Source organism: Gilliamella sp. B2923, assembly GCF_026536565.1.
Taxonomy (GTDB): Bacteria; Pseudomonadota; Gammaproteobacteria; order Enterobacterales; family Orbaceae; genus Gilliamella.
In genome coordinates this window covers 46,017-62,244 of sequence record NZ_JAFNNZ010000004.1, presented here as the reverse complement: position 1 = coordinate 62,244, position 16,228 = coordinate 46,017, and the positions used below count along the sequence as shown (strand labels likewise).

General features: G+C 37.7%; 17 protein-coding genes. 9 read left to right on the top strand and 8 right to left on the bottom strand.

The genetic code is table 11. The features are described 5' to 3' along the window. Positions 1-7: 7 nt before the first annotated feature. The 4 genes from J3U42_RS06160 (at position 8) to asd (ending at position 3,881) form a co-directional block, all read left to right on the top strand. Entirely contained in the window at positions 8-1,093 is a 1,086-nt protein-coding gene (locus J3U42_RS06160) for an SIS domain-containing protein (RefSeq protein WP_267335969.1), read from the top strand. Then, positions 1,090-2,088 (top strand): SIS domain-containing protein, encoded by a 999-nt coding sequence (locus J3U42_RS06155; protein WP_267335968.1) that lies wholly within the window; start codon positions 1,090-1,092, stop codon positions 2,086-2,088. Before J3U42_RS06160 ends, J3U42_RS06155 begins: the two co-directional genes overlap by 4 nt. 11 nt (positions 2,089-2,099) lie before the next feature. Then, complete coding sequence (locus J3U42_RS06150; RefSeq protein ID WP_220218415.1) at positions 2,100-2,531, top strand: PTS sugar transporter subunit IIA; 432 nt, start codon at positions 2,100-2,102, stop codon at positions 2,529-2,531. Between the two features lie 246 nt (positions 2,532-2,777). Beyond that, positions 2,778-3,881: an aspartate-semialdehyde dehydrogenase gene (asd, locus tag J3U42_RS06145; protein WP_220218416.1), complete on the top strand. Its 1,104-nt coding sequence runs from the start codon at positions 2,778-2,780 to the stop codon at positions 3,879-3,881. A 45-nt stretch (positions 3,882-3,926) separates the two neighbouring features. Here asd and J3U42_RS06140 read toward each other — a convergent pair whose 3' ends face one another. The 3 genes from J3U42_RS06140 to nagB are packed head-to-tail and all read right to left on the bottom strand — an operon-like array spanning position 3,927 to position 7,149. Beyond that, positions 3,927-5,153, bottom strand: a complete 1,227-nt coding sequence (locus J3U42_RS06140; RefSeq protein WP_220218417.1) for an ROK family protein — start codon at positions 5,151-5,153, stop codon at positions 3,927-3,929. 35 nt (positions 5,154-5,188) lie between these two features. After that, positions 5,189-6,331: an N-acetylglucosamine-6-phosphate deacetylase gene (gene nagA / locus J3U42_RS06135; protein WP_267335967.1), complete on the bottom strand. Its 1,143-nt coding sequence runs from the start codon at positions 6,329-6,331 to the stop codon at positions 5,189-5,191. Positions 6,332-6,342: 11 nt separating this feature from the next. Next, complete coding sequence (nagB, locus tag J3U42_RS06130; RefSeq protein WP_220218419.1) at positions 6,343-7,149, bottom strand: glucosamine-6-phosphate deaminase; 807 nt, start codon at positions 7,147-7,149, stop codon at positions 6,343-6,345. A gap of 248 nt (positions 7,150-7,397) precedes the next feature. Between nagB and nagE the strand changes: the two genes are divergently transcribed. Beyond that, the gene (gene nagE / locus J3U42_RS06125; RefSeq protein WP_267335966.1) at positions 7,398-8,897 is read left to right on the top strand and encodes an N-acetylglucosamine-specific PTS transporter subunit IIBC; all 1,500 of its coding nucleotides are present in this window, start codon (positions 7,398-7,400) and stop codon (positions 8,895-8,897) included. 212 nt (positions 8,898-9,109) lie between these two features. Here the strand turns inward: nagE and tusC are convergent, their stop codons facing one another. The 3 genes from tusC to fkpA are packed head-to-tail and all read right to left on the bottom strand — an operon-like array spanning position 9,110 to position 10,677. Further along, a complete protein-coding gene (gene tusC, locus J3U42_RS06120) occupies positions 9,110-9,463 on the bottom strand; it encodes a sulfurtransferase complex subunit TusC (RefSeq protein WP_267335965.1) in 354 nt (117 codons plus the stop codon). A gap of 16 nt (positions 9,464-9,479) precedes the next feature. After that, positions 9,480-9,848: a sulfurtransferase complex subunit TusD gene (gene tusD / locus J3U42_RS06115; protein WP_220218422.1), complete on the bottom strand. Its 369-nt coding sequence runs from the start codon at positions 9,846-9,848 to the stop codon at positions 9,480-9,482. A gap of 16 nt (positions 9,849-9,864) precedes the next feature. Further along, entirely contained in the window at positions 9,865-10,677 is an 813-nt protein-coding gene (gene fkpA / locus J3U42_RS06110) for an FKBP-type peptidyl-prolyl cis-trans isomerase (protein ID WP_267335964.1), read from the bottom strand. 230 nt (positions 10,678-10,907) lie between these two features. Between fkpA and fabZ the strand changes: the two genes are divergently transcribed. Genes fabZ through rnhB form a run of 4 tightly spaced genes read left to right on the top strand, consistent with a single transcriptional unit; the run spans position 10,908 to position 13,914 of the window. Continuing rightward, positions 10,908-11,354, top strand: coding sequence for a 3-hydroxyacyl-ACP dehydratase FabZ (fabZ, locus tag J3U42_RS06105; protein ID WP_220218424.1), 447 nt, complete (start codon positions 10,908-10,910; stop codon positions 11,352-11,354). 42 nt (positions 11,355-11,396) lie between these two features. Continuing rightward, positions 11,397-12,176, top strand: a complete 780-nt coding sequence (gene lpxA, locus J3U42_RS06100) for an acyl-ACP--UDP-N-acetylglucosamine O-acyltransferase (protein WP_220218425.1) — start codon at positions 11,397-11,399, stop codon at positions 12,174-12,176. Next, on the top strand, positions 12,176-13,330 hold the full coding sequence (lpxB, locus tag J3U42_RS06095; RefSeq protein WP_267335963.1) for a lipid-A-disaccharide synthase: 1,155 nt from the start codon (positions 12,176-12,178) through the stop codon (positions 13,328-13,330). The genes lpxA and lpxB overlap by 1 nt, the downstream gene beginning before the upstream one ends. Continuing rightward, positions 13,324-13,914, top strand: coding sequence for a ribonuclease HII (gene rnhB, locus J3U42_RS06090; RefSeq protein ID WP_366939853.1), 591 nt, complete (start codon positions 13,324-13,326; stop codon positions 13,912-13,914). Before lpxB ends, rnhB begins: the two co-directional genes overlap by 7 nt. Before the next feature lie 5 nt (positions 13,915-13,919). Here the strand turns inward: rnhB and J3U42_RS06085 are convergent, their stop codons facing one another. After that, positions 13,920-14,519: a YiiX family permuted papain-like enzyme gene (locus J3U42_RS06085; RefSeq protein ID WP_267335962.1), complete on the bottom strand. Its 600-nt coding sequence runs from the start codon at positions 14,517-14,519 to the stop codon at positions 13,920-13,922. Positions 14,520-14,619: 100 nt separating this feature from the next. Next, on the bottom strand, positions 14,620-15,909 hold the full coding sequence (locus J3U42_RS06080) for an NAD(P)/FAD-dependent oxidoreductase (RefSeq protein WP_267335961.1): 1,290 nt from the start codon (positions 15,907-15,909) through the stop codon (positions 14,620-14,622). Between the last annotated feature and the right edge of the window lie 319 nt (positions 15,910-16,228).

Below are 16,228 nucleotides of genomic sequence, written 5' to 3'. Positions count from 1 at the left end.
TAAAACAATGAAAAGTATTGCTGATTATGTCGCATTAGAGCCGAAATATTATCAAGCTGTTTTAGATAATTATCAGACGTTATTTGCCGATCATATCGATTTAAGTCAAATAAAACAGCTTAATGCCATTGTCATTTTTGCCACCGGCTCCAGTGCTAATGCTGCTTATGGTGCAAGACCGATAATGAGCGAACTGTTGAAGATTCCTGTCTATATTGAAGATCCTTCAATGGCGGCTAATTACCTGCACTATAACGATCCAAATACACTCTATTTTGCCATTTCACAAGGTGGAGAGAGCTACTCAACCATTCATTTAGTTGAACAATTTATTCACCATAACAAGACGATATATAGCCTGACCAGCAATCCGCAAAGTCCTTTGTATCAAGTTAGCAATCACGTTTTATCTATGGGGATGCCGATTGAAGAAATGCCTTATGTCAGTGCCGGTTATAGTATCACTATTTTAGATTTGATCTTAATTAGCCTCATTATTGGGCAAAAAACCGAAACCATTAATCAAGCCAAATTTGATGACTATATGAATCAGATTAAAACGATTACCCAATTATTACCACTAGTCATTGAGCGTTCACAGGCGTGGGTTAATCGCCTTGAAGATCAATATAATCAAGCTCAACGGGTAATAATGATCGGTTACGGTGCTACCTACGGGGTTGCAAGGGAAGGAGAAACTAAATTTACCGAAACCGTGCGCAACACAGCGTTGGGTAAAGAGCTCGAAGAGTATATGCATGGCCCTTATCTGGGTTTGCATAGCGATGATCATATCATTTTTATTGAACCGCAAGGGAAACTGGCACAAAGAGCCGAATCCTTAAAAGTATTCTTAAATCAGTATGTGAAAAATGTTGTAACAATTTATGCACATCAACAAGACAACCTAACAGAAAATGACTTATGTCTAGGTGTCAGTTGTGATGAGCGATTAACTTCGCTGTTTATGACAATTCCTATTCACTTACTTAGCTATCAAGTATCACAGTTAAAAGGTCACAATCTGGAAAAATCAACATATCCGGAATTTGATGAAATTACTAAATCTAAAATTAAGAGGGTTAGAGCATGAGAAAATACGATGAAAAAAAAGAACTCGAGAGCATGAATGGTGCATTGGCACTTCGTCCACAAATCAATGAATTTATTGATAAAATTCATTCTCGTGGTTACAGCAATGTGTGCTGGTTAGGTATTGGCGGAACTTACGCTTCATCGATGCAAGCAGTTGTTCATATGAAAGAAAAATCAGCTATTGAAACCTTTATTCAACATGCAGCGGAATATCTGGTAACCGGCAATAAGCGTATAACCAAAGACACCTTAATTATCATCTCATCTGTTACAGGCTCTACCCAAGAAGTCGTTGCGGCTATTGATAAAATTCAACAAGATGTGGGTGCAACAGTTTTAGCCTTTTTAGATAAAGCCGATTCACCATTAGGTAAAATGGCGCACCATGTGATTTCTTACCCAATGAATGAACAATTAAAATTCTTTATGGCCGCTGATCGCTTAATGTATTTGGCCGGCGAATACCCTGACTATGATGAATTTTATCAACAAATGGATCAACATTTTGCTAAAAACATCGTCGAAGTGGCGAAAAAAGCTGATGCATTCGGGCAAGAAGTCGCATTGAAACATCATAACGATGCGATGCACTATTTTGTCGGTGCTGGCAACCAATGGGGTGCAACTTATTCTCATGCGATGTGCTACTGGGAAGAGCAGCACTGGCTACGTTCAAAATCGATCGAGTCTGCTGAATTTTTCCATGGCACACTAGAAGTGATTGACCGTGATACGGCTGTAACCGTTTATGTTGGTGAAGATAGTCAACGTCCATTAAGTGAAAGAGTGGCAAAATTCTTACCGCAAATTTGTGGAAACTACACCATTATTGATACCAAAGACTATCCATTACCGGGTATATCAGAAAAATATCGTGGCCATTTATCACCGTTTGTGTTTAGAACGATAAATAATCGAATTGATGCTTATGTTGAACACTTGAATCGACATCCAATGACTATTCGTCGCTATTATCGTTGTCTGGATTATTAAGGAGTGCAACAATGGTTGCAGTATTAATCAGTACTCATGGACCAACGGCGCAAAGCTTGATCGTAAGTGCCGAGATGATTTGTGGTAAACAAACCTTATGTGAAGCAGTACCCTTTTTAATGGGTCAATCGTTAGATGATTTTCAACAGCAGATTGAAAATCATTTAGCAAGCTTTGCCCAACAAGGCGAGGCAATATTGTGTTTGGTGGATTTAAAAGGCGGAACGCCTTTTAATACCACAGCGCAGCTTATGGCAAGTTATCCCAATCTCGAAATTATCACGGGTGTGAATATCCCTATGTTATTAGCGACTTTTATGCTCAGAGAACAATTGCAGCTAGATGATTTATTACCGGAAGTAATCAAAGCATCAGTGGAAGGGATTGAGCAAATTAATATCGCATCAATGACAACCAATTCCGATCAAGATGAGGATTTTTAGCACATAGCTATCGCTCAAGATAAGTCGTCTATATAAGTAAGGCAAACTGGTTTAAAAACACTCAAAACCGCTGCCTTGCTTATCAAGCACTTAATAAACTCATTGATTTAGCTGTTTAATATAACGCCATGTTATTTTGTTATACCCTGTAGAAATAATTCTTATCTTACTTTGTTTTATCAAGATATTTTGTTTTAATAGTAAAAAATATATCTCAATATAACATCTACTTTTTGGAAATAAATTATGAAAAATGTTGGTTTTGTCGGTTGGCGTGGAATGGTGGGATCTGTTCTGATGCAACGTATGGTTGAAGAGCATGATTTTGATTATATCAATCCGGTTTTCTTTTCTACATCTCAAGCAGGTCAAGCTGCACCTACATTTGGAGGTAAAACCGGGACATTACAAAGTGCCGACAATATTGATGCGCTAAAAGCATTAGATATTATTGTTACCTGTCAAGGTGGTGATTACACCTCAGAGATTTACGCCAAACTTCGTGCAACCGGTTGGCAAGGCTATTGGATTGATGCCGCTTCAACACTTCGAATGGAAGATGATGCCATCATCGTGCTCGATCCGGTAAATAAAGCTAACATTCATACAGCATTGGATCAAGGCTTCAAAACTTTTGTTGGTGGTAACTGTACTGTCAGCTTAATGCTTATGTCGCTCGGTGGCTTATTTGCTGAAAATTTAGTTGATTGGATTTCTGTTTCAACCTATCAAGCCGCTTCCGGCGGTGGTGCTCGCCATATGCGTGAACTGTTAACACAAATGGGCATGTTACATGCTGAAGTTGCGAAAGAGTTACAAGATCCTAATTCATCAATTTTAGAGATTGAACGTAAGGTGACGCAAAAAATGCGTGACGGCAGCTTACCGACCGATAACTTTGGTGTGCCGTTAGCCGGCAGTTTAATCCCATGGATTGATAAAGCGTTAGACAATGGTCAGAGTAAAGAAGAGTGGAAAGGTCAAGCTGAAACCAACAAGATTTTAGGCACCAGCCAAATTATTCCGGTTGACGGCTTGTGCGTTCGTATCGGCGCATTACGCTGCCATAGCCAAGCCTTTACAATCAAGCTGAAGAAAGATATCAGCGTGCCTGAAATTGAACAATTACTTGCCGGGCATAATGATTGGGTGAAAGTGGTACCAAATGATCGCCAGTTATCGATGCAAGAACTCACTCCGGCTGCTGTTACCGGAACATTAACAACGCCGGTTGGTCGTTTACGTAAATTGAATATGGGCAAAGATTTCTTATCTGCCTTTACCGTTGGCGATCAGCTATTATGGGGCGCCGCAGAGCCGTTAAGAAGAATGTTACGCATTTTAGCCTAATTGACAAAGCCCGAATCATCGGGCTTTTTAGTCACCAAAATCTATTTAATTATAGTCATCAAACAACGTCATTAATAACGAACCATTAAACAGCGCTTGTTGAATTAAGGCAAATGCACCAATAGCCGATCGGTCATTGAGCGATGAGCAGTTAATGGTAAGATTCTTTCTTAAATCCTCTAAACTTAGCGCATTTAAAGCACTATTGACGGCACTTAAAAGAATTTGTGGTGATTTGGTTAGCTCACCGGCTAACACTATGCGTTGTGGATTAAAAATATTCACCATAATTGCCACAGCTCGACCAAGATTTTCGCCGGCATCTTTGACTAATTTTATTGCCAGCTCATCACCTTGATTAGCACACTGACAAATGTTAGCAATATGGCACGCATCAAGAGTGAGTTTGGTTGGATAACCTTGTTCTATCATCTGTATGGCACGGCGTTCAATCGCATCGTTTACAACTCGATTTTCCAGACAACCGAAATTACCACAATGACAACGCTCACCCAATGCATCAACTTGAATATGACCAACTTCACAAGCGCTCTGATTATGGTTGGTTAAAAGTTGTTGATTAACAATAACGCCCGAACCCACACCACGATGAACACGAATCAATATTGAGTCTTCAACATCTTGAGTTGAACCAAAGTAGCTTTCTGCCAGTGCTAAGCTTTGAATATCGTTGCCTAAATAAATGGTAACATTAAACTCTTTTCGCAACACTTCAGCTAGCGGCCACGCTTTAACTTGAATATGAGGGGTATAACGAACGATGCCTCGCTGTGAGTCAATCAAGCCAGGTAATACAACTGATATAGCAACCAGTCGTTTAATTTTTTTACTGTGGTTTTCTATAAACTGTTTAAGTAAGCTAATTAAATATTGTTGTACTTCTTGCTCTGTGAAAATTGTCAGCGGATGCACTTCTGACATCAACGAGCGGCCACCTAAGTCATAAAGTTCAATGGTGATATGCGAACGGCTTAACTGCACACCGATTGTTTGATAGTAACTAAATTTTGCCTGTATCGAAACAGCCGGGCGTCCACCAGTTGATTGTTGCGCATCAACTTCTTTGATCAGTTTATTTTTAAGAAGTTGACGAGTAATTTTGGTAATACTTGCGGGTGCCAGCTGACTGACTTCGGCTAATTGAATGCGTGATAGTGGTGCTTGCTGAACAATCAAACGATAAATAATTGCATAATTTAACTGTTTGATTAGCTCAGCATTACCCACTAAGTTCAGATAATTAAATGTCATATATTATCTCAATATTTTCTTAATTATCTGATATTCTAACGGCTCATCTCTCCATTAACAACCGTTTTAAGTACAGTAAAATCCGGATTAAAAATAACTAAGTTGGCAATTTTGCTTTCAGTTATGGTACCGAGTTGTTTATCAACACCAATGGCTTTAGCAGGATAAAGGGTTGCCATTCTTAATGCTTCATCCAATGCGATACCGACATACTGCACCGCATTTTTTACCGCTTCAATCATGGTTAAGGCCGAGCCACCTAGCGTACCATTTTCATCAATACAGCGACCGTCTTTGTAATAAATTGTTTTACCGGCAAATACGCCCGATTCTAAGTTTGAACCGGCAAGCAACATCGCATCGGTAATTAATATTAAGTGATCTTGTTTGATTTTATGGCTATTACGAATGTTTGCCCAACTCACATGTTGACCATCAGCGATAATCCCAACATACACTTCAGGTTCATCATAAATTGCACCAACAACGCCCGGTTCACGCCCGGTAATATAAGGCATAGCATTAAATAAATGGGTGCCTAAACGAATACCGTCATTAAAACCACGACGACAGTCATCATAATGTCCATTTGAGTGCCCAACCGATACATGAATACCAGCTTTAACAAGTTGCTTGATAAAATGACTTTCAACCCGTTCCGGCGCTAAAGTAATGACTTTAATAACATCGGCATTTTCACAAAGAAAATCTATCATTTGCTGTGAAGGTTTACGAATAATATTTTGGTCATGAATCCCTTTCTTTTCAGGATTGATATAAGGACCTTCAAGGTGTAATCCTAACGCTTGATTCGGATGCGTGGCTAAATATTCCCGCATAACTTTAACCGCTTTAATCATAAACTCATCAGTTGAAGTGATAAGTGTCGGTAAATAGCTTGTGCAACCATAAACAAGGTTGGTCGCTTGCATCGCTTCTAATGTTTCAACGCTTAAGGCATCAAGCGTTTCATTAAATTGGACTCCCCCACAACCATTTACTTGGATATCAATAAAACCGGGTGCAACAATTGCGCCTTGTAGATTTTCAACAGTAATATCGGTAGGTAGATCATTTTGTTTACAGACTTTGGCAATCTTATCGCCGTCGATAACAACGGCGTGATTTTCAAGAATCTCATAACCAGTATAAATACGACAATTGGTTAATGCGTACATTGAGTTATCCTTTATAAAACGGTCACTTTAAGATTATCAGCTTCCATTTGTTTAAAATATTTTAGTGTCTTGACTTTAAGATCATCAGTGCTTGGCTCATCACAAACAATGATTGATGCAGGATGCATTTGTAGTGCGGTGACTGTCCATAAGTGATTAATTGATCCTTCAACACCCGCTTGTAAAGCTAAGCTTTTATTATGTCCACAAACTAATAAAATGACCTCTTGCGCATCCATTAACGTTGCAACACCAATTGTTAGCGCATGTTTAGGCACTTGATCTTTGTCATTATCAAAGAAACGCGAATTCGCAATGCGAGTATCATCTGTTAAGGTTTTGATACGGGTACGGGAGCAAAGTGAAGAGCCGGGTTCATTAAATGCAATATGCCCATCTTGACCAACACCACCAACAAAGATATTAATTTTACCATAGGCTTTAATTTTTTCTTCATATTGACGACATTCGGCATCGATATCTGGTGCATTTCCGTTTAATATATGAATGTTGTTTTTATCAATATCAATATGGTCAAAGAAATTTTCATGCATAAAAGTATGATAACTTTGTGGATGATCTTCTGGCAAGCCCACATATTCATCCATATTAAAAGTCACAACGTGTTTGAAACTCACTTTACCCGCTTGATACTGTTTAATTAATTGTTGATACATGACCAAAGGAGAGCTTCCGGTTGGCAAACCTAACAAAAACGGACGATCTGCTGTCGGGTTGAATTGGTTAATTTTATTAACAATACGCTGAGCAACCCAAGCGCCTACTTCTTGGGCATTTTCTAATGGAATGAGTCTCATGGGGGAATACCTCTTTTGATATAATTAAATAACTTCTTTTTTTTTAATGTAAAATATGTTGTCTGTATTCTACTATATTAATGTATTTAAGCAAAAAAAATCGTGACAAAAATCACAAAAAATGAATAATTAATTTGCGAAGTAAAATAATATAGAGTCAAATAGTAAATGATTTACTACAATTACTGAAAAAAGTGAAATTTCATTATTTTTCAAGTAAATCCCAAATAAATATATGAGGTAAAAATATGGGAATTTTAGCTTATTTGCAACGTATCGGGCGCTCATTAATGGTGCCTGTCGCAGTATTACCTGCCGCTGCAATACTATTAGGCATTGGATATTGGATTGATCCAGATCCAAATGGCTGGGGTACCAATAATATTGTCGCTGCATTTTTAATTAAATCCGGAAGTGCCGTTCTTGATAATATGCCTATCCTTTTTGCAATTGGGGTAGCTTATGGTATGTCTAAAGATAAAGACGGTGCTGCGGCGCTTTCCGGTCTGGTTGGTTTTTTAATTATTACGACTTTATTATCGCCTAATACTGTGGCACTCTTTCAAGGAGTCAATACCAAACTAGAAGGCTGGGAAAGTCAGATATCACCAGCATTTGCAAAAATCAATAACCAGTTTATTGGTATTTTAGTTGGGATTATTTCAGCTGAATTATACAACCGTTTTAGTTCTGTTGAACTGCATAAAACGTTAGCATTTTTCAGTGGTAAAAGATTAGTGCCAATCATTGTCTCTTTCGTCATGCTATTGGTTTCTGCTATCTTATATTTCATCTGGCCTGTCGTATATAGCTCATTAGTTGTATTTGGTGAATGGATTAAGAATTTAGGCTCGGTAGGTGCTGGTATTTATGGTTTCTTTAACCGTTTACTTATTCCTGTTGGTTTGCATCACGCACTCAATTCAGTATTCTGGTTTGACGTTGCCGGCATTAACGATATTCCTTACTTCTTAGGTGGGCAAGACTCAATTAAGGACGGCCACGCTATTGTAGGTCAAACAGGTCGTTATCAAGCTGGATTCTTCCCGATTATGATGTTTGGTTTACCGGGTGCGGCATTAGCCATTTATCACACGGCTAAAAAAGCTAATAAAGATAAAACAGCGTCAATCATGATCGCAGCGTCTTTTGCGGCATTCTTTACCGGGATTACTGAACCGCTTGAATTTGCCTTTATGTTTGTAGCACCAGTGCTTTATGTTATCCACGCTGTGCTTACCGGTATCTCATTATTTATCGCCGCTACCATGCAATGGATTTCTGGTTTTGCATTCAGTGCTGGTTTGATTGATATGTTACTACAAAGCCGTAATCCACTTGCTGTACATTGGTATATGCTAATATTACAAGGTATCGTTTTCTTCGTTGTATATTACATTGTGTTCCGCTTTGTGATCGTTAAATTCAATCTTAAAACACCTGGCCGCGAAGATGGCGATGTTTCTTCCGAAGAAACACAAAATCAAGAACAAGTACAAACAGTTGGTGATGTATCAAAACTTGCGCAACAGTACTTAGTTGTTGTCGGCGGTAAAGAAAATCTCACCGGTATTGATTCATGTATTACCCGTTTACGATTAAACGTCAATGACTCAGATTTAGTCGACGAACAAGCGGCAAAAGCGCTTGGTGCAATGGCGGTGATTAAGCTAGGTAAAACCGGCGTACAAATCGTTGTTGGTCAGCAAGCAGAGAAAATTGCCGATCAGATGAAACAACTAGTTTAATTTATTATAACTATAACATTTGATTGATTTTGCCCACTCTATTCGCTTAACTTTAAATAGGGTGGGCTTTTTTATCTAACCAGCCCACAAAAATTCATTGTACCTTTGTAAATATTTACCGTTGGTAAAATCGCTTGCGACTGTTTTAATTTATTTAGTCAGTAGAGAGGTTGCAGATCAAATCCGGTTTTCAATATAAATATCAATATCAATTAGAAACGTAAAATCATATCTTGCTTAGCAAGTAGTTGATTTAACGTTAACCTATCAATAATTTGAGTGGGAATATTTAACGTAATATCAGTTAGATGCTCTGCTTTAAGTGAAGATTGGTCTACATAAACATCTTCAATATCATAAAGTTCAAGCATATTAAATGTCGCAATATAATCACGCATCAAAATTTGTTCAGGCGATTGATTTGCCAATAAATGAAAGATACCACTATCGATAAATATAACCGATATATGGTTAATTGCAGACAGGGCTAAGGCGGCATCAAGTGCTTCTCTGCCTTTAGCGTTACCATGAGGTGGCGAGCTAATAATGATTGCAACGTTTTTCATTGAATATGACCTTAACCTAAAATTGAATCACACGATCTGATTCGGCTATTGATTCGCCCAGTTCGCCAAGCCCGGTTAATTCAAAATAGTCAGCAAGATTATCTTCAGTAATACCTCGCCGTTGTGCAGCAGCAACACAAACCGTTAATCGAATAGCGTATTTTTTTGCTAATTGTTGCCATGCGTTAACTAAATCAAACTCATCACTAGCTGGATCGGTACAACGGTTTGCGTTGTAACAACCATCTGCATAAAAAAAGATATTTTCAATGCGGTGTGGAGTATGAGCCAGTAGAGCTTGTGCAAATTGATAAGCACAATAAGCTGATTGGGTCCCATAAGCAGGACCCAAAATGACAAGTGTATAGTTTAAAGCGTTAACCAAATTCGTTAACCACGGGTTATTGTTGTGGTTCAGCTGAAGGTTTTACTTTTTCTTCATGCCCTAACGGTTGAATGCTTTGCTGAGAATCATCGCCATCAATGCCGAGTAATTCAACTTCAAATACAAGTGTCGATGCTGGTCCGATACCCGGTTTGTCTCCTTGACCACCCCGTTTTTGATCGCCATAAGCTAATTCAGGTGGAACAACTAACTTAATTTTACCGCCAACGCCAATTAATTGAATGCCTTCAGTCCAACCACTAATTACCGCTTTTAATGGGAATGTTGCCGTTTCGCCATGATCATAAGAACTATCAAATTTCTGACCGTTGGTTAATGTTCCTACATAGTGAACAATTACGCTATCATCAGCGGTTGGATGACGCCCATTGCCTTCTTTAATAATTTGGTAAAGTAATCCAGACTTAGTTTGATTTACACCTTTTTGTTTAGCAAATTCTTGACGGAATTTTTCACCAGCGGCAGTATTTTCAGTTTTTTCTTTTTCAAAACGTGCTTTGCTCTCTTTTTCAACACGTTCACGAAATGCGTTTAATGTTTTTTTAATCTCATCTTCTGAAAGTTGTGATGCGCCACGATAGGTTTCTTCAAAACCACCGATTAAATATTCTAAATCTGTTTGAATTTCGTTTTGGTCTAAATTATCTTTCATATAGGTTGCAAAAGAGGAGCCTAACGCATAAGACTCTTTTTGTGCATCAGTCGAAATGGTAAGTTTGCCAGTAGATGCATTTTCGTTTTCATTACAGCCGGCTAATGCAAATACCATTGCACTACTTATTAAAGTCATTTTAATCAATGATTTCATTTTACTTCTCCGAGTTAAATGGTTTTTTGTTATTATTCACAACATTATATATGAATTAAAACTTTATAAAATAATATTTACAAATCATTTATTTAAATACCAGATACCAATATTATTTCCAGCGATTTAATCAATCAAAGCCTTGTGGTTGAAATCATCCTTGAGTGATAGCGGGATCCTCAGTTATAATGTTCAAAATTTATTGAAAATAATATATAAGGATAGCTATTTTGACTACCGAACTTAATACCCTTGATATTGAAGAAATCATCAGTTTATTACCTCACCGTTATCCATTTTTAATGGTTGATCGTGTTATTAGTTATGAAAAAGGTAAAACATTAAAAGCCATTAAAAATGTTACGGTTAATGAGCCATTCTTTCAGGGTCACTTCCCAAATAAACCTATTTTCCCGGGTGTTTTAATTTTAGAAGCCATGGCTCAAGCAACCGGAATTTTAGCCTTTAAAAGTATTGAAGAGCTTTCACCAGGCCAGCTTTATTACTTTGCTTCAATTGACAAAGCACGTTTTAAACGCCCGGTTGTGCCAGGTGATCAGCTTATGCTTGATGTGGAATATATTAAAGAGCGTCGTGGTATTGCCTTGTTCCATGGAGTTGCAACTGTTGACGGTAAGTTAGTTTGTGAAGCCGAAATGATGTGTGCTCGTAAATAACTTCGATTTAAAGATATCCCAAAACAGTATTAAGGAACGGTTATGGCAGCAGAAATACATCCAAGTTCAGTGATAGAAAAAGGGGCAAAAATTGGCAATAATGTCAAAATTGGGCCTTTTTGTTATATCGGTGAAAATGTTGAAATTGGTGATGGGACTTTTTTAAAATCGCATGTGGTTATTAATGGTCATACTCAAATTGGTAAAGATAATCAAATCTATCAATTTGCTTCCATTGGCGAAGTTAACCAAGACTTAAAATATCGTGGCGAACCAACTCGGACTATTATTGGCGATCGTAATTTGATTCGTGAAAGTGTGACAATTCATCGTGGCACGGTTCAAGGTGGCGAATTAACACGTATCGGTAACGATAATTTACTGATGATTAACGCCCATGTTGCTCACGATTGTATTATTGGTGATCATTGCATCTTAGCGAATAATGCCACCCTTGGTGGGCATGTTCATTTAGATGATCATGTGATTATTGGTGGTATGACAGCTGTACATCAATTTTGTGTAATTGGATCACATGTTATGGTGGGTGGGTGTTCTGGCGTTGCACAAGATGTTCCCCCTTACGTCATTGCACAAGGTAATCATGCAACACCACATGGCGTAAATTACGAAGGTCTAAAACGTCGTGGTTTTAGTAAAGATGCGTTGCAAGCAATACGCAACAGCTATAAGGCACTTTATCGAAATGGATTAAGTTTTGATGATGCCAAAGCTGAAATTGAGATAATTGCCAAACATCATCCCGAAGCGCAACTTTTTGTCGACTTTTTTAGCCGCTCAACACGTGGCATTATTCGTTAATGACCAATAAACCGTTAACTATCGCTTTAGTCGCCGGAGAAACCTCTGGCGATATCCTCGGTGCAGGTTTAATCCGTTCTCTTAAACAACATCATCCTAATATTCATTTCGTCGGTATTGCCGGCCCTTTAATGCAAGCGCAAGGCTGTCAAGCATGGTATGAAATGGATGAATTATCGGTAATGGGTATTGTTGAAGTATTAGGGAGATTACGCCGTATTTTAGCTATTCGCAAGGATATCACTAAACGATTAATTACGCTTAAGCCGGATATCTTTATCGGTATTGATGCACCTGATTTTAATCTTTCTTTAGAAGGAAAATTAAAACAAGCTGGCATTAAAACAATTCATTACGTTAGTCCGTCAGTTTGGGCTTGGAAACAAAAACGTGTTTTTAAAATTAAACGTAATACCAATTTAATACTGGCATTTTTACCCTTTGAAAAAGCTTTCTATGATAAGTTTGACGTGCCTTGTCGCTTTATTGGTCACAAAATGGCAGATGATATCCCGCTTGAGCCAGATCAAATCGCAATGCGTCAGCAATTAGATATTGCCCCTACTGGCCGCTGTTTAGCTTTACTACCCGGTAGTCGCCATGCTGAAGTGACCTTATTGTCAGCCCCATTTTTACAAGCTGCCCAGCTATTGCGTGAGCGTTATCCTGATCTACATATTGTTGTACCGTTAGTGAATGCTAAAAGGCGACAGGAGTTTGAGCAGATAAAAGCCCAAATAGCGCCACAACTTGAAGTACAATTACTCGATGGTCATGCTCGTGAAGCGATGATTGCCAGTAATGCAGCCATATTAGCCTCCGGAACGGTGGCTTTAGAGTGTATGCTAGCTAAGTGCCCAATGGTGGTGGGTTATAAAATGAAACCTTTCACTTTTTGGTTAGCTAAAAAACTGATCAAAACGCCTTATGTTTCGTTACCCAATATTTTAGCGGGTAAACAGATTGTGCCGGAACTGTTACAACATGATTGTACCCCGGAAAATATTGCCAACCATATTATTCCTTATTTAGAAAGCGATAATGCCGATTTGAAAAATACATTCTTATCTTTACATAAGCAAATTCGTTGTAATGCTGATGAACAAGCAGCACAAGCTGTACTTGATGTATTAGAGGATTCCCCTTGTTGTTAGAATTTACCTACCCTGATGCCACTTTAATTGCCGGAGTTGATGAAGTTGGACGAGGCCCACTTTGTGGTGATGTTGTTACTGCTGCTGTGATTTTAGATCCAAATAAACCGATAGAGGGATTAACCGATTCTAAAAAGCTGACAGAAAAAAAACGTGAAGCTTTATTTGATATTATCAAGCAAAATGCATTAGCGTGGAGTGTTGCTCGGGCATCAGTCGATGAGATTGATAAGCTTAATATTCTTCATGCCACTATGCTGGCTATGCAACGGGCGGTGTCTGGCTTAAAAATCAAACCCAATTATGTTTTAGTGGATGGCAATCGTTGTCCTGAATTTGGTATTCAAACACAAGCCGTCGTTAAAGGCGATTTACTTGTTGCTGAAATTAGCGCTGCGTCGATTCTTGCGAAAGTGACTCGTGATCGTGAAATGGTTGAATTAGACAAATTGTATCCGCAATATGGATTGGCAAAGCATAAAGGATATCCCACCAAGGATCACCTAATGGCTATAGAATTACACGGTATCAACCATTTGTATCGTAAAAGCTTTGCTCCAATTAAGAAATTGTTACTTATCTAATTCGATCAATGTTGATCTACTGTTATTAATAATGGCGAATTAAATATAGCAATTGGCGAAATAACGGTTTCTTGATAAGGGATCTTATCTCCATAACGTTCAGTTAGTTTTTGTTTAACTGCTGGTGCTGACAGATTAAAATCTTTAATCCTTTGTAGTTGTCCAATTTTCAAGTTAAGTGCTTTATTATAAATTTTCCAAACGAGTTCTGGGCAATAAATATACTTATCATCCCAGCCAAACCAAATATCGTAAGGCTTATTTTCAAATGAATGAGCGACTCGTTTTAAATTAGCAATTTCTTTTTGTGATAAAGCGTGATCTTTCAGGCGTTTAATTATATATTTTCTGTTTTTTCCTCGATTTACCCATTTATCAAACGGTGTATAGACCACTTTAGATGCTGCTTCAAAGACATAAGGTTTTCCATTTTTAATAAAAATTATTCCCATGTGACTATAAGGTGACTTGGTTGCTAGCTCAATCGCCTTGCTTTGGTTTGATTGAGAAGATTGGAAAATAATATCGCCATCTAGTGGTTGGTAATCTGCTGTGGCCGTGGTGTAGGTAGCGAAAAGTAATATAATAATTAAAATAGAACGCATGATTCTTTACTTAAAAAAATAAATCAGAGTAATATTATAAAATTATTATCTAAAAGCTACTTAAATAAATTTTAAGTAGCTTTTAGTCGTGTTTTAGTAACTAATCCCGATTGCTGAAAATCGATGTCGATTTTGTTTTGTACATAAATTTACTCGCTCGAGCAAAACGGATCGTTTTGAAAATACCGAGTAAACTTGCTTGATGCATTCGATATAACAATCGATGAATAATTAGCGCAAACCACCCTTTTACACTCATTTCACTCTTGCCACCTAGCTTAATCACGCCTTGCGCTGTATCGTGCAACGAGATAATAGTACCATTATCAGTATATTTAAATGATTTTAATGGTTGATTATTCAGTAGATTAACGATGTTTTCATAACAAATTTTTGCCATTTGGTGTGCCGCTTGCGCAGTAGGTGGTGAAGCACGACCGCTTTCCTGCATTGCATAAGCACAATCACCAATCACAAAAATGCTATCATCGCGGGTCGTTTGTAATGTTGGTTTAACCACTAATTGGTTAGAGCGACTCGATTCTAAGCCAGCAATCTCTTTTAAATAATCTGGCGCTTTAACCCCGGCTGTCCAAATCATAATATCGGCTTTTATCGTTTGACCGTCTTTTGGATAAAAACCATCACTTTCAGCCTTCGTAATCATCGTTTTAGTTAACACGTGAATTCCACGGCTTTCTAAAGTTTTAGTGATACTTAATGCAGTAGTTTCAGGTAGGGCTGGTAAAATGCGATCGGTAGCTTCAATGACGGATACATCCAAAAGATCTGAACACATCTTATTACGACCACAAGCACCAAAAGTTTCAACCATGTGTGGTAATTCAGAGGCTAATTCAACACCGGTTGCCCCACCACCAACAATGGCAATACGGATTTTTTCTTGCTCAGTGGAATCTTTGTCATCAATGATCGAACAAAAACGAGTGAATTTTGATACTAAGGTTTCACGTAATTTGATTGCCGCATTTTGGTCATCTAAAAAGATACAGTGCTCTTTCACGCCCGGCGTACCAAAATCATTGGACGTACTACCAATAGCCACTACTAAAATATCATAATCGATAGTATCGGTTTGATTGTTAATATCAGTAATTTTGATCTGTTTATGGTCACGATCAAGATCGGTGAAGGTACCTTGAGTGAATTGAAAATAGTGTTGTTGCCCTTGGGATGCATAATAAATATTATCAACTTGCTCATCAAGCACCCCTGTTGCCACTTCATGTAACAAAGGTTTCCAAAGATGATAACTATTTTTATCAATTAAAGTAATTTGCGCTTTATTGTGTTTACCTAATCTATCACCAAGGTCTGTGGCTAGCTCTAAACCGCCTGCTCCGCCACCAATAATAACTATTTTTTCCATATTACAAACCCTATAATTTTCAATTAAAAAATATCATACTAAATAAGTAGGTTTTTATCTATTTCTTTTGACTGATAATATTCATAAATAAAATCTATTAAAATGTTGGTTTACAATTATTGAAATTTATTTAATGCTCACATAGAATAACTAAAATGTATTAGATGTTAATAGTACCAATATATTCTTTTTTGCCACATAAATGTAGCTTTCATTGTTTAAATAAAGCACTATTCGTATGGTATAATAATCATAACTGACGTATATTGAATCAATCTTACATACAATTTTCCTAGTTCTTTAGGCCTTATCTAATTAT